Raw genomic sequence first — 14,066 nt, forward strand, 5'->3', positions numbered from 1 at the left:
CCCGGCCGTGTGTTCCGCGGCGTGTTCAGCCGCGCGGCACCCCGCTGCCGGACACCGCGTCGATCACCTTCCGGTCGCCCAGCGGCGCGTCCAGCGTCACCGTCCGCTTCAGTTCCTTGGCGACCATGATGCAGACCTTGCCGCTCTCCTGCTCGGTCTCGGCCACCGACACCCGCACCTGGCCCGCGCTCTCCTCGGCGCTCGCCGTGTACGTGCTGCACGCGCCGCCCCAGAACGCCACCTCCAGCGTCCGGCCGTCCGCGCTGTACGAGCTGACCTTCCGGTCGCCCGCCTCCTGCGGCGGGTCCGACTTCGCGAGGAAGTCGGGGGCCACGGCCACCTGGGTGACGGTGCTCCGCGGGCCGCCCGGCGCCGACCGCACCGAGAAGAGCCAGGACGGTACGAGGGTCTGCCGCCCGTCCACGTAGTTCAGGGCCAGCCCGAACACCGCCTTGCCGACCGTCATCGTCACCGGTGCCTCCTTGCCGTTCGACGGCACGCACCGCGGCTGCGCGGAGTGCGGCTGCGAGGGCTTCGGCTCGCCCTTCAGCGGTACGGGAGTGGCGCAGCCGCCGACGTCCGGCCTGCCGCTCTTCCGGTTCGACGCGTTCAGCCGCTTCAGCGCCTCGTCCGCGCCGATCGTCGGGTACGTGTCGCCCTTCTCCAGGGCCTTGAGGTGTCCACTCCCGCCGATCACGTCACCCCCGGGGCCCACCTGGATCCCGGTCTGCCAGCCGTACGTGGGCAGCCCGTCCACCATCGGGTCGGCGTTCACCACCCGTACGGGGCCCATCAGCTGGCCCGCGTCGAGTGTCGCGTCGTCCTGGCCGATCGCCTTGAGCACGGGAGCGGCGGCCGCCTTCGCCGCCTTGTCGCTCACCGGGTCCGTCCGGCCCGGCACCGCGTTCCCGTTCGCGCACACCGTGGCGGACTCGCAGGGGATGGTGCCGCCTGAGCCGGACCGGGCGAACGTCCAGCTGCCGGGAGCCTGCTTGCTGACGCTCAGGACCGGGCCGGAGCCGCCCTTGCCGCTGCCCATCTTCCAGGCGGTGCCCTCGGTGCGCGGGGTGCCCGGCACGCCGAGCGCCTTCGCCAGCCGGGTCACCTCGGCCGCCGTGACCGTACCCGTCGCCCGGTGGACGGCCGCGGAGTCCGGGCCGTCGGGCAGCTCGCCGGAGGCGCGGTAGGTGATGCCCGCGCCGCTGGGATCCGGTTCGCCCGGCGCGATGCCCTCGGGCGGTGCCGTGGGGCTGTCCCCGGACTCGGCGGGGCCGGCGCCGGACTCGTCCAGGGCCAGCAGGGGGGCGGCGCCGTCGCCGCGGGCCGCGGAGCCGCTGTCCGTACCGCCGTCGCCGCCCGAAGCGGTCGAGGCCCAGTACGCGCCGCCGCCCCCGGCCAGCAGCACCGCTGCCGCCACCGAGGCCACCGCGAGCGGCGGACGCCGCCGCCGCCGGGGGCCGGTCACGTCGTTGTCGGGTCGCTCGGTGCTCACCGGATCGCTCCTTCGACTGCATCGCCGTCACGTGACCTACCGTGAGCCTCCCGGACGGGAGACAACGGTGGGACGGAGCGGAGGAGCGCGCGGTTCCACCGGCGGACGCCGGGAAACCGCGCTCGTCGCACACGGCCCGGCCCCGAACCGGCGGGAAAAGGCCGGAAAGAGCCGCTGCCGCAACCGGCGGCCGGACTCAGTCGCCGTATTCGGCCGTCGCGTCGATCAGCCGGGCGGACGCGGGCGGCACCGAGACCCCGTGAATCAGGGACGGTGCCACCGGTGGCGTGGCAGTCTTCGCGGGCACCACCCAGTGTGGCGCCATGCGCGCGCAGTCCCCGCGCAGCTCGGCCAGGCTCATTTCGGACTCACGAGGTGCGGTGTGCTTCGACATATCCGCACCGTACGCACGGTCGTACTCAGGTAGAAAGCCCTACTATCGGGTAGTTTTCCCCTTTCGGGCCGGTCGCGGTGACCCGGTAGCGTGAACTGTCACGCCGTCCCGGAGGGCGCGCTCCCGCGTTCCCTTCGCCTGTCGAGGAGAATCCTCCCCGTGCGTATTGCAGTCACCGGCTCCATCGCCACCGATCACCTCATGACCTTCCCCGGCCGTTTCGCCGACCAGCTGGTCGCGGATCAGCTGCATACGGTCTCCCTCTCCTTCCTGGTCGACAACCTCGATGTGCGCCGGGGCGGTGTCGCCGCCAACATCTGCTTCGGCATGGGGTTGCTCGGCACCCGCCCGATCCTGGTCGGCGCGGCAGGTGCCGACTTCGACGAGTACCGCGCCTGGCTCGACCGGCACGGTGTCGAAACCGGTTCGGTACGGATCTCCGAGGTACTGCACACCGCCCGCTTCGTCTGCACGACGGACGCCGACCACAATCAGATCGGCTCCTTCTACACGGGCGCGATGAGCGAGGCCCGGCTGATCGAACTGAAGAAGGTCGCCGACCGGGTCGGCGGCCTCGACCTGGTTTCCATCGGAGCCGACGACCCGGAGGCGATGCTCCGGCACACCGAGGAGTGCCGCTCCCGGAACATCCCGTTCGCCGCGGACTTCTCGCAGCAGATCGCCCGCATGGACGGCGACGAGATCCGCATCCTGCTGGACGGTGCCACGTACCTCTTCTCCAATGAGTACGAGAAGGGGCTCATCGAGTCGAAGACCGGCTGGAACGACGCGGAGATCCTGTCCAAGGTCGGCCACCGGGTCACCACACTCGGCGCCCGGGGCGTGCGCATCGAGCGCGTCGGCGAGGCGACGATCGAGGTCGGCTGCCCGGACGAGGAGACCAAGGCCGACCCGACCGGCGTCGGCGACGCCTTCCGGGCCGGATTCCTCTCCGGTCTGGCCTGGGGTGTCGGCCTGGAGCGTGCCGCCCAGATCGGCTGCATGCTCGCCACCCTGGTCATCGAGACGGTCGGCACCCAGGAGTACACCCTGCGCCGCACCGACTTCATGGACCGCTTCACCAAGGCGTACGGCGACGAGGCCGCCGCCGAGGTGCGCCTCCACCTGGCGTAGTCAGCCGAGCCGGCGGACCAGATAGGCCGAGCCCTGCTCCGCCGGCTCCTCACCCACGTACTCCTGCCCGCGCATCTCGCACCACGCCGGGATGTCCAGGCGCGCCGCCTCGTCGTCCGACAGGACCGTCACCGTGCCGCCCACGGGCACCTCCCCGATCACCTTCGCGAGCTCGATCACCGGAATCGGGCAGCGCCTGCCCAGCGCGTCGACGACGAGGGACGTGGCGGGAGAGGGGGAGGGGGCTGTGGGGGAGGGAGGCGCCGATACCGGGGCGCCCAGCTTCTCGCGCACCCCGGCCACCACTCCCGGCAGCACCTCAAGGAAGCGGTCGACATCGGCCCGGGTGGTGCCCGTCGGGAGCGACAACCGGACGTTTCCCTCGGACAGCACCCCCATCGCCTTGAGCACATGGCTCGGCGTCAGTGTGCTGCTGGTGCAGGACGAACCGGACGATACGGAGAATTCAGCCCGGTCCAGTGCGTGCAGCAGCGTCTCTCCGTCGACATAGAGACAGGAGAAGGTGACCAGATGCGGCAGCCGCCGCTCCGGATCGCCCACCACCTCCACATCGGGCACCCGCCCGGCCACCGTCGTCCGGATCAGGTCGACCAGGGCGCGCAGCCGTACCGATTCGGCCGCCGCCTCGGCACGTACCGCCCGCAGCGAAGCCGCGGCGGCCACGATCGCCGGGATGTTCTCGAACCCGGCCGCCCGCCCCGACTCCCTTTCCCCGGACGGTCCTTGGGGGGAGAAGCGGACCCCTTTGCGTACGGCCAGCAGCCCGACCCCCGCGGGCCCGCCCCACTTGTGGGCGCTCGCGGTCAGCAGTGACCAGCCACCGGGCACCGGACCCCACCCCAGCGACTGGGCCGCGTCCACCAGCAGCGGCACTCCGGCGGCGGCGCAGATTCCGGCCACCTCGGCCACCGGCTGCTCGGTGCCCACCTCATGGTTGGCCGACTGCAGGCAGGCCAGCGCGGTGTCCGCCCGCAGGACCCCGGCGTACGCCGCCGGGCTCACCGCCCCCGACCGGTCGACCGGCACCTCGGTGAACGAGCCGCCGCCCGCCTCGTGAGCGGCCGCCGAATGAAGTACCGACGAATGTTCGACCGCGGAGTGGACCAGATGACGCCCGACACGCCGACGCCCGGAAAGGGCCCCGGCAATTCCCGAGTGCACCGCCGTCGTCCCCGAAGAGGTGAACACCAGCTCGTCCGGCCGGCAGCCGACGGACTCCGCCGCGGCCTCCCGGGACGCGTCCAGCAGCAGCCGGGCGCGCCGCCCCTCCCGGTAGAGCCTGGCGGGATCGGCCCAGCCCTCGTCGAGCGAGGCAAGCAGCGCCTGGCGGGCGACGGGATGCAGGGGGGCGGCGGAGGCGGCGTCGAAGTAGGGCACGCCGTCACGCTAGCCCGCACCCGGCTCCACTCCGGTGGCGGCTGCCCGCCGAGACCGGGAGAGGGGGCGTCAGATGGCGCCCGGAGGCCCGGATTCCACCCCTTCGGGGAGTCGGGCGGCGCGTTGGGCACCCTCCCCGCGCGACCCCAAATAGCGTCCAGTAGGGTTTGGTCCGCATAAACATCCAAACCCCTGCCCGCGTCAGGGCCGGCGACCGACCAGCGAGACGGGCGCGCCGACCGTGCGGGCGAGACTCTCGGGAAGGCGCTACGTGAGTCCCAACGGCTCCGACCGCTCGTCGCGGCGCCCGATGCGGCGGAAGCTGCCGCAGGTGCTGACTGCGGGCCTGGTCCTGGCGACGGCCTCCGGTTGTTCATACAACTGGGAGGATTTCCCCCGCCTTGGTATGCCCACCCCGGTAACGGAAGAGGCCCCTCGGATCCTCTCCCTCTGGCAAGGCTCGTGGGCGGCAGCGCTCGTCACGGGTGTCCTTGTCTGGGGGCTGATCATCTGGAGCGTCATCTTCCACCGGCGTAGCCGGACCAAGGTGGAGGTACCCCCGCAGACCAGGTACAACATGCCCATTGAGGCGTTGTACACAGTGGTTCCCCTCATCATCGTCTCGGTGCTCTTCTACTTCACCGCGCGTGATGAATCGAAGCTCCTGGAGCTCTCCGACAAGCCGGCCCACACGATCAATGTGGTCGGCTACCAGTGGAGCTGGGGCTTCAACTACATCGAGAAGGTGGAAGGCCAGCCCTCCGCCGGCAGCGAGTTCCCCAAGGAGCTCAACGCCATCCCCGACCGGTACCGCAAGGACTTCCCCAAGGACGCCGGCGGCGTCTACGACGTGGGCATCCCCGGCACCCGCAACCCGCAGAACGGCAACCCGGGTCCGACCCTGTGGCTGCCGAAGGGTGAGAAGGTCCGCTTCGTCCTCACTTCGCGTGACGTCATCCACTCCTTCTGGGTGGTGCCGTTCCTCATGAAGCAGGACGTCATCCCGGGCCACACCAACGCGTTCGAGGTCACTCCCAACCGGGAGGGCACCTTCATGGGCAAGTGCGCCGAGCTCTGCGGCGCCGACCACTCCCGGATGCTCTTCAACGTCAAGGTCGTCTCCCCGGAGCGTTACCAGCAGCACCTCAAGGAGCTGGCGCAGAAGGGTCAGACGGGCTACGTGCCGGCAGGCATCGAGCAGACGGACCCGGCCAGGAATGCGGAGACGAACAAACTGTGAGCATCCTCAACGAACCTCAGGGTGCCGCGGCAGCAGACGACTCGTATGAGGACGAGCTGCCGGTACGGCGCAAGCAGCCGGGAAACGTCGTCATCAAGTGGCTGACCACCACTGACCACAAGACGATCGGCACGCTCTACCTGGTCACGTCGTTCGTGTTCTTCTGCATCGGCGGACTGATGGCGCTCTTCATGCGCGCCGAGCTGGCCCGTCCCGGCACGCAGATCATGTCGAACGAGCAGTTCAACCAGGCGTTCACGATGCACGGCACGATCATGCTGCTGATGTTCGCGACGCCGCTGTTCGCCGGATTCGCGAACTGGATCATGCCGCTCCAGATCGGCGCGCCCGATGTGGCGTTCCCGCGGCTGAACATGTTCGCGTACTGGCTGTACCTCTTCGGCTCGATCATCGCGGTGGCCGGCTTCCTCACCCCGCAGGGTGCGGCCGACTTCGGCTGGTTCGCCTACTCCCCGCTGTCGGACGCGGTCCGCTCGCCGGGCATCGGCGCCGATATGTGGATCATGGGTCTGGCGTTCTCCGGATTCGGCACGATCCTCGGTTCGGTCAACTTCATCACCACGATCATCTGCATGCGCGCACCCGGCATGACGATGTTCCGCATGCCGATCTTCGTCTGGAACGTCCTGCTGACCGGTGTCCTGGTCCTGCTGGCCTTCCCGGTCCTCGCCGCCGCGCTCTTCGCGCTGGAGGCGGACCGAAAATTCGGTGCGCATATCTTCGACGCGGCCAATGGCGGCGCATTGCTCTGGCAACACCTCTTCTGGTTCTTCGGCCATCCAGAGGTGTACATCATCGCCCTGCCATTCTTCGGAATCATTTCCGAAGTGATCCCGGTGTTCAGCCGCAAGCCGATGTTCGGTTACATCGGTCTGATCTCCGCGACGATCGCCATCGCGGGTCTCTCGGTGACCGTGTGGGCCCACCACATGTACGTCACCGGCGGTGTGCTGTTGCCGTTCTTCTCGTTCATGACCTTCCTGATCGCGGTACCGACCGGTGTGAAGTTCTTCAACTGGATCGGCACGATGTGGAAGGGGTCGTTGTCCTTCGAGACACCGATGCTCTGGGCCGTCGGCTTCCTGATCACCTTCACCTTCGGTGGTCTGACCGGCGTCATCCTGGCCTCGCCCCCGATGGACTTCCACGTCTCCGACTCGTACTTCGTCGTCGCGCACTTCCACTACGTCATCTTCGGCACCGTGGTCTTCGCGATGTTCTCCGGATTCCACTTCTGGTGGCCGAAGTTCACCGGCAAGATGCTGGACGAGCGGCTCGGCAAGATCACGTTCTGGACGCTGTTCGTGGGCTTCCACGGCACGTTCCTGGTGCAGCACTGGCTCGGTGCCGAGGGAATGCCGCGTCGATACGCGGACTACCTCGCCGCTGACGGCTTCACCGCGCTGAACACGATCTCGACGATCTCCTCGTTCCTGCTCGGCCTGTCGATGCTGCCGTTCTTCTACAACGTCTGGAAGACGGCCAAGTACGGCAAGAAGGTCGAGGTCGACGACCCGTGGGGTTACGGCCGTTCGCTGGAGTGGGCCACGTCCTGCCCGCCGCCGCGGCACAACTTCCTCACGCTGCCGCGGATCCGTTCCGAATCCCCGGCGTTCGACCTGCACCACCCGGAGATCGCGGCGCTCGAACAGCTGGAGCACCACTCCGAGGCCGACAAGGCCCTCGCCGGTGGCAAGGAGGCAGGCAAGTGAAGATCCAAGGCAAGATGTTCATCTGGCTGAGCGTCTTCATCCTCGCCATGGCCGTCACGTACGGCGTGTGGTCGAAGGAGCCGGTCGGCACCACCGCGCTCGTCCTGGCCTTCGGCCTGAGCATCATGATCGGCTTCTACCTGGCCTTCACGGCCAACCGGGTCGACCAGATGGCCCAGGACAACAAGGAAGCCGATGTCGCGGACGAGGCCGGCGAGGTGGGGTTCTTCTCCCCGCACAGCTGGCAGCCGCTCTCCCTGGCGATCGGCGGCGCCTTCGCCTTCATGGGCGTCATCTTCGGCTGGTGGCTGCTGTACTTCTCGGCCCCGATGCTGCTGATCGGACTCTTCGGCTGGGTCTTCGAGTACTACCGCGGTGAGAACCGCACCCAGTGACACCGCACCGCCCGTAACACCGCAGTACCCACGAAGGGCCCGGACCGCTCAGCGCGAGCAGTCCGGGCCCTTCGCTCGTTTGCAGTCATTGAACGCGCTGGAACGAATGAATCTTCTTAGCGTGGGTTCATGAACCACACGCCGCGCATCCGCACCGTAGTGAGCTGCACTCTGCTGGTCGTGACCTTCGTCGCAGGTGCGGCAGCCTGTGGCGAGCCCGATGGCCATCCGCTGTCCGCGAAGCCGTACGACGCGGGGAAACAGGTCACCTTCAACGGTCCCGCCGAAGGTGAGAAGACCGACCCCGACAAGCCCCTCGAAGTCACCGTCAAGGAAGAAGACGTCCGCATCACGGACGTGTCGGCGGTGGACACCGGCGGCCGCCATCTCGCGGGCGAGCTCGCCGCCGACGGCAAGCGGTGGCACTCCACCGCCCCGCTCGCGGCCGGCACCGGATACACCGTCAGGGTCTCCACCGAGGACGGTGACGGCGCTCCGGGGAGCCGTACGCTCACCTTCGGGACCACCTCGCCCAAGAAGCTGCTGAAGGTCTCCTTCGGCCCGGAGGCGGGCACCTACGGCGTCGGACAGCCCATCACGGCGGAACTGAGTGCTCCGGTCACCGACAAGGCCTCCAGGGCCACCGTGGAGCGCGCCCTGAAGGTCCGCTCCACGCCCGCGGTGACCGGCTCCTGGTACTGGGTGGACGACAAGATCCTGCACTACCGTCCGAAGGACTACTGGCCCGCCAAGGCCACCATCGAGGTACGCAGCAACCTCACGGGCATCAAGGTGACCAACGCCCTCTACGGGGCCCCCGCCAAGCCGCTGAAGCTCACCACCGGGGACCGCGTCGAGGCCGTCACCGACGCCTCGGACCACTCGATGACGGTGCTGCGCAACGGAGAAGTGATCAACACCATTCCGGTCACCACCGGCAAGCCCGGCTTCTCCACCCGCAACGGCGTCAAAGTGGTGCTCGGCAAGGAGTACTACGTACGCATGCGCGGGGAGAGCATCGGCATCTCGTCCGGCTCCTCCGATTCGTACGACCTGCCGGTCTACTACGCGACGCGGGTCACCTGGAGCGGCGAGTACGTCCACGCGGCCCCCTGGTCGACCGGCTCGCAGGGCAGCGCGAACGTCAGCCACGGCTGTACGGGCATGAGCACGGGCAACGCCGAGTGGTTCTTCGACACCGTGCGCGAGGGCGACATCGTCGAGGTCGTCGGCAGCGTGGGCGAGACGATGACGCCGTTCGACAACGGGTTCGGCGACTGGAACCTGTCCTGGGAGAAATGGCAGAAGGGCAGCGCGCTGCAGAACGGCACGCCGGACAGCGGGAACACCGTCCAGGCCGCGCGCCTGCGTCCCCAGGTCTGACCCGGCCAGGGAGTGCGCTGCCCCTCGGCAGGACCGTCAGAGGCCCTGTGGGGGCCCTCAGGCCCCCACGGAGAGCCTGCTGCGCAGCAGGGCGGCCAGCGCGTCCGCGAACTCGACCGGATCGACCGGCAGGGTCACCGCGGCGTCCGCGCGGCTCCAGGTGGCCAGCCAGGCGTCCTGCGGGCGGCCGATCAGCACCAGCACCGGCGGGCACCGGAAGATCTCGTCCTTGATCTGCCGGCAGACGCCCATGCCGCCCGCGGGGGCCGTCTCGCCGTCCAGCACGCAGACGTCGATGCCACCGTGGTCCAGCGCCGCGAGGACGGCGGGCAGGGTGGCGCACTCCAGGAACTCCACCGGTGGCACGTCCGCCGCAGGCCTGCGACCGGCTGCCAGCCTCACCTGCTCGCGGATGTTGGCGTCGTCGCTGTAGACCAGGACCGTGGCGGTCGGCTGCATTGTTCCTCCGTGACATCTGTGTCTTCGGGGCTCTCGGGGCATGAACCGATGCGCGGATCGTACTCCGACCGACAGCCTGTCAGCACCGGTAATGACACCGATTCGATGGGCCGTTCGGGGAGGACACACGCCGCTGACACACCGAACGGCACCCCCCGGAGTGAGGGCGGGATAAGCGACCGACATAATGTCGGTCGTGGCGACAGCAACGACAGTAGAAACCGGGCACGCGCACCCGTCGGTCAATCGACCGAACCTCACCAGCGTCGGAACCATCATCTGGTTGAGTTCCGAGCTGATGTTCTTCGCGGCCCTCTTCGCGATGTACTTCACCCTGCGATCGGTGATGGGACCGGATCACTGGAAGGAGATGGCTCATCATCTGAACTTCCCGTTCTCCGCGACGAACACCACGATCCTGGTGCTTTCCTCTCTCACCTGCCAGCTCGGCGTTTTCGCCGCGGAGCGGGGCGATGTGAAGAAGCTCCGCACCTGGTTCATCATCACCTTCGTGATGGGTGCGATCTTCATCGGCGGCCAGGTCCTGGAGTACACCGAGCTGGTCAAGGACGCGGGGCTCTCCCTGTCGTCCGACCCGTACGGCTCGGTGTTCTACCTGACCACCGGCTTCCACGGTCTGCATGTGACAGGCGGTCTCATCGCCTTCCTGCTGGTTCTCGGCAGAACATACGCGGCCAAGAGGTTCACCCACGAACAGGCAACCGCCGCCATCGTCGTGTCCTACTACTGGCACTTCGTCGATGTCGTGTGGATCGGCCTCTTCGCCACGATCTACATGATCAAGTAACCGGGCTCGCACCCACCCACCATCGACGCAGAAGATCCTGACACCGGGGTAATCCGTGAAAAAGCTCTCCGCACGACGACGCCATCCACTGGCGGCGATCGTCGTACTACTCCTCGCGCTGGCGGCTACCGGGGGGCTGTACGCCGCGTTTGCGCCTGCGGGCAAGGCGCAGGCCGACGAAACCGCCCAGTCCCTCGCCATCGAGGAGGGCAAGAAGCTCTACTCCGTCGGCTGCGCCAGCTGCCACGGAGCCGGCGGTCAGGGCACCACCGACGGGCCGCAGCTTGTCGGCGTGGGCTCCGCCGCCGTTGACTTCCAGGTCGGTACGGGCCGTATGCCGGCACAGCAGCCGGGCGCCCAGGTACCGAAGAAGAAGGTCATTTACAACCAGGCCGAGATCGACCAGCTGGCGGCGTACGTCGCGTCGCTCGGCGCCGGTCCGATCACGCCGACCGAGAATCAGGTCAACCCGGCCGGCGCGGACGTCGCCAAGGGCGGCGACCTGTTCCGTACCAACTGCGCCCAGTGCCACAACTTCACGGGTGAGGGCGGCGCGCTGACACACGGCAAGTACGCCCCGACCCTTGACGGCGTGAGCCCGAAGCACATCTACGAGGCCATGCAGACCGGCCCGCAGAGCATGCCCTCCTTCCCCGACACGACGATGCCGGAGCAGCAGAAGAAGGACATCATCGCGTACATCAAGACCGTGAACGGTGACAAGGCCGAGAACCCCGGAGGGCTTTCCCTCGGTGGTCTGGGACCGGTCAGCGAAGGTCTGTTCGCGTGGATCTTCGGGCTGGGCGCACTGATCGCAGTTGCCGTTTGGGTCGCGGCCCACACCGCTAAGGCCAAGAAGTCATGAGTAGCCAAGAGATTCCAGAAGAGACCCTGCCCGCAGAGCAGGAGACCGCGCACGGCGCGGTAGAGGGTACGGACGACCCGTTCGCCGACCCGGGGCTGCCGGCCCACAGGCCGCGCATCCAGGACATCGACGAACGTGCCGCGAAGCGCTCCGAGCGAGCCGTCGCGTTCATGTTCACGCTGTCGATGCTGGCGACGGTGGCGTTCATCGCCTCCTACGTCATCTTCCCGGTGGACCAGATCGTCTACATCTGGCCCTTCGGCAAGGTGAGCGCGCTCAACTTCTCCCTGGGTGTGACCCTGGGCGTGGCGCTCTTCTTCATCGGCGCGGGCGCCGTCCACTGGGCGCGCACCCTGATGTCCGACGTGGAGGTCGCCGACGAGCGGCACGCCATCGAGGCGACCCCCGAGGTCAAGGCGAAGGTTCTCGCCGACTTCAGGGCCGGTGCGGAGGAGTCCGCCTTCGGGCGGCGCAAGCTGATCCGTAACACCATGTTCGGCGCGCTGGCCCTGGTGCCGCTCTCCGGTGTGGTGCTGCTGCGTGACCTCGGTCCGCTGCCGGAGAAGAAGCTCCGCCACACCCTGTGGTCCAAGGGCAAGCAGCTCATCAACATGAACACGATGCAGCCGCTGCGTCCCGAGGACATCATCGTCGGTTCGTTGACCTTCGCCATGCCCGAGGGCCTGAAGGAGGACGCGCACGACTTCCAGACGCAGATGGGCAAGGCGGCCCTGATGATCATCCGCATCGAGCCGGACGACATCAAGGACAAGCGCGAGCGCGACTGGGCCCACGAGGGCATCGTGGCCTTCTCGAAGATCTGTACCCACGTCGGCTGCCCGATCAGCCTGTACGAGCAGCAGACGCACCACGTGCTCTGCCCGTGCCACCAGTCCACTTTCGACCTCTCCGACGGCGCTCGCGTCATCTTCGGTCCGGCCGGTCACCCCCTTCCGCAGCTGCGGATCGGTGTGAACAGTGAGGGCAACCTCGAGGCGCGCGGCGACTTCGAAGAGCCCGTCGGTGCTGCCTTCTGGGAGCGCGGATGAGTACTTCGACAGACACACGGCGCAAGGCGCCCGCCGGCGAGCGGGTGGCCGACTGGGCGGACGGCCGGCTGGGCATCTACGGCCTGGCCAAGGCCAACATGCGCAAGATCTTCCCGGACCACTGGTCCTTCATGCTGGGTGAGGTCGCGCTCTACAGCTTCATCATCATCATCCTCACGGGTGTGTATCTGACGCTGTTCTTCCACCCGAGCATGAACGAGGTCGTGTACCACGGCTCGTACGAGCCGATGCAGGGCATCCGGATGTCCGAGGCGTACGCCTCGACACTGGACATCAGCTTCGACGTCCGCGGTGGTCTGCTCATGCGGCAGATCCACCACTGGGCCGCGCTGATCTTCCTCGCCGCCATGTTCGTGCACATGATGCGCGTGTTCTTCACGGGTGCGTTCCGCAAGCCGCGTGAGATCAACTGGCTGTTCGGCTTCCTGCTGTTCGTGCTGGGCATGTTCACCGGCTTCACCGGCTACTCCCTCCCGGACGACCTGCTCTCCGGTACGGGTGTCCGCTTCACCCAGGGCGCGATCCTGTCCGTGCCGATCGTGGGCACGTACATCTCGATGTTCCTGTTCGGCGGAGAGTTCCCCGGCGGCGACTTCGTCGCCCGGTTCTACTCGATCCACATCCTGCTGCTGCCGGGCATCATGCTCGGTCTGCTGGTCGGCCACCTGATCCTGGTCTTCTACCACAAGCACACGCAGTTCGCGGGTCCCGGCCGGACCAACAAGAACGTCGTCGGCATGCCCCTGCTGCCGGTGTACATGGCGAAGGCCGGAGGGTTCTTCTTCCTGGTCTTCGGCATCATCGCCCTCATCGCGGGCATCGCCTCGATCAACCCGATCTGGGCCATCGGCCCGTACCGGATCGATCAGGTCTCCACCGGCGCCCAGCCCGACTGGTACATGGGCATGGCCGAGGGTCTGGTCCGAGTGATGCCGGGCTGGGAGGTCAACCTCTGGGGTCACACGCTGGTCCTGGGCGTGTTCATCCCCCTGGTGGCCCTGGGTGTCGTCCTCACCGCCATCGCGGTCTGGCCGTTCATCGAGTCCTGGATCACCGGCGACAAGCGCGAGCACCACATCCTGGACCGCCCGCGCAACGCCCCGACCCGTACCGCCTTCGGTGTCGCCTGGATCACGACGTACTTCATCGGTCTGGTCGGCGGTGGAAACGACCTGTGGGCCACGCACTTCCACCTGTCGCTGAACGCCATCTCGTGGTTCGTCCGGATCTTCCTCTTCGCCGGACCGGTCATCGCGTTCATCGTCACCAAGCGGATCTGCCTCGGCCTCCAGCGCCGGGACAGGGAGAAGGTGCTGCACGGGCGCGAGTCCGGCATCATCAAGCGCCTGCCGCACGGTGAGTTCGTCGAGATCCACGAGCCGCTCAGCCAGGGCCAGCTGCACACGCTCACCGCGCACGAGCAGTACAAGCCGGCCGAGATCGGCCCGCTGGTCGACGAGAACGGTGTCAAGCGCAAGGTCTCTCCCCTGGAGAAACTGCGCGTCAAGCTCAGCAAGGGCTTCTACGGCGAGGAAAGCCAGATCGCCAAGCCCACCGCCGAGGAGTACAAGGAGATCACCAGCGGCCACGGTCACCACTGATCGCCTGAACTGATCGCCACAGCAGGAGCCCCGTCCATTCGATGGACGGGGCTCTTCGCGGTCTCCGGCGCTGGATAGGGTGGAGCCATTCCCT

Annotated in this window: 13 protein-coding genes; 9 read left to right on the forward strand and 4 right to left on the reverse strand. The window is 67.8% G+C overall.

All coding sequences use genetic code 11. The features are described from left to right. Positions 1–25: 25 nt before the first annotated feature. Complete coding sequence (locus tag OG413_RS21455; protein ID WP_266807850.1) at positions 26–1,492, reverse strand: hypothetical protein; 1,467 nt, start codon at positions 1,490–1,492, stop codon at positions 26–28. Positions 1,493–1,688: 196 nt separating this feature from the next. Beyond that, positions 1,689–1,886, reverse strand: a complete 198-nt coding sequence (locus tag OG413_RS21460; protein ID WP_266807851.1) for a hypothetical protein — start codon at positions 1,884–1,886, stop codon at positions 1,689–1,691. Positions 1,887–2,045: 159 nt separating this feature from the next. Here OG413_RS21460 and OG413_RS21465 point away from each other — a divergent pair, with 159 nt between their 5' ends. Next, entirely contained in the window at positions 2,046–3,020 is a 975-nt protein-coding gene (locus OG413_RS21465) for a carbohydrate kinase family protein (protein ID WP_266807853.1), read from the forward strand. Here OG413_RS21465 and OG413_RS21470 read toward each other — a convergent pair whose 3' ends face one another. Continuing rightward, a complete protein-coding gene (locus tag OG413_RS21470; RefSeq protein WP_266807854.1) occupies positions 3,021–4,418 on the reverse strand; it encodes a cysteine desulfurase/sulfurtransferase TusA family protein in 1,398 nt (465 codons plus the stop codon). It lies immediately after the preceding gene. A 271-nt stretch (positions 4,419–4,689) separates the two neighbouring features. Between OG413_RS21470 and coxB the strand changes: the two genes are divergently transcribed. From coxB to OG413_RS21490, 4 genes are all read left to right on the forward strand, one after another. Beyond that, on the forward strand, positions 4,690–5,658 hold the full coding sequence (gene coxB, locus OG413_RS21475) for a cytochrome c oxidase subunit II (protein WP_266807855.1): 969 nt from the start codon (positions 4,690–4,692) through the stop codon (positions 5,656–5,658). Beyond that, positions 5,655–7,391: a cytochrome c oxidase subunit I gene (gene ctaD, locus OG413_RS21480; protein WP_073725175.1), complete on the forward strand. Its 1,737-nt coding sequence runs from the start codon at positions 5,655–5,657 to the stop codon at positions 7,389–7,391. Before coxB ends, ctaD begins: the two co-directional genes overlap by 4 nt. Continuing rightward, a complete protein-coding gene (locus OG413_RS21485; protein WP_266807856.1) occupies positions 7,388–7,786 on the forward strand; it encodes a cytochrome c oxidase subunit 4 in 399 nt (132 codons plus the stop codon). Before ctaD ends, OG413_RS21485 begins: the two co-directional genes overlap by 4 nt. A 129-nt stretch (positions 7,787–7,915) precedes the next feature. Continuing rightward, the gene (locus OG413_RS21490) at positions 7,916–9,169 is read left to right on the forward strand and encodes an Ig-like domain-containing protein (protein WP_266807858.1); all 1,254 of its coding nucleotides are present in this window, start codon (positions 7,916–7,918) and stop codon (positions 9,167–9,169) included. Positions 9,170–9,226: 57 nt separating this feature from the next. On the opposite strand, the gene OG413_RS21495 is transcribed toward OG413_RS21490, so the two are convergent. Then, positions 9,227–9,628: a hypothetical protein gene (locus tag OG413_RS21495; RefSeq protein ID WP_266807860.1), complete on the reverse strand. Its 402-nt coding sequence runs from the start codon at positions 9,626–9,628 to the stop codon at positions 9,227–9,229. A 187-nt stretch (positions 9,629–9,815) separates the two neighbouring features. Here OG413_RS21495 and OG413_RS21500 point away from each other — a divergent pair, with 187 nt between their 5' ends. Genes OG413_RS21500 through OG413_RS21515 form a run of 4 tightly spaced genes read left to right on the forward strand, consistent with a single transcriptional unit; the run spans position 9,816 to position 13,972 of the window. After that, on the forward strand, positions 9,816–10,436 hold the full coding sequence (locus tag OG413_RS21500; RefSeq protein WP_266807862.1) for a heme-copper oxidase subunit III: 621 nt from the start codon (positions 9,816–9,818) through the stop codon (positions 10,434–10,436). 55 nt (positions 10,437–10,491) lie between these two features. After that, positions 10,492–11,301, forward strand: coding sequence for a c-type cytochrome (locus OG413_RS21505; RefSeq protein ID WP_266807863.1), 810 nt, complete (start codon positions 10,492–10,494; stop codon positions 11,299–11,301). Then, positions 11,298–12,350 (forward strand): ubiquinol-cytochrome c reductase iron-sulfur subunit, encoded by a 1,053-nt coding sequence (locus OG413_RS21510; RefSeq protein WP_266807864.1) that lies wholly within the window; start codon positions 11,298–11,300, stop codon positions 12,348–12,350. The genes OG413_RS21505 and OG413_RS21510 overlap by 4 nt, the downstream gene beginning before the upstream one ends. Beyond that, positions 12,347–13,972 (forward strand): ubiquinol-cytochrome c reductase cytochrome b subunit, encoded by a 1,626-nt coding sequence (locus tag OG413_RS21515; RefSeq protein ID WP_266807866.1) that lies wholly within the window; start codon positions 12,347–12,349, stop codon positions 13,970–13,972. Before OG413_RS21510 ends, OG413_RS21515 begins: the two co-directional genes overlap by 4 nt. The last annotated feature ends 94 nt before the right edge of the window (positions 13,973–14,066 follow it).

It is taken from the genome of Streptomyces sp. NBC_01433, assembly GCF_026340105.1.
GTDB lineage: Bacteria > Actinomycetota > Actinomycetes > Streptomycetales > Streptomycetaceae > Streptomyces.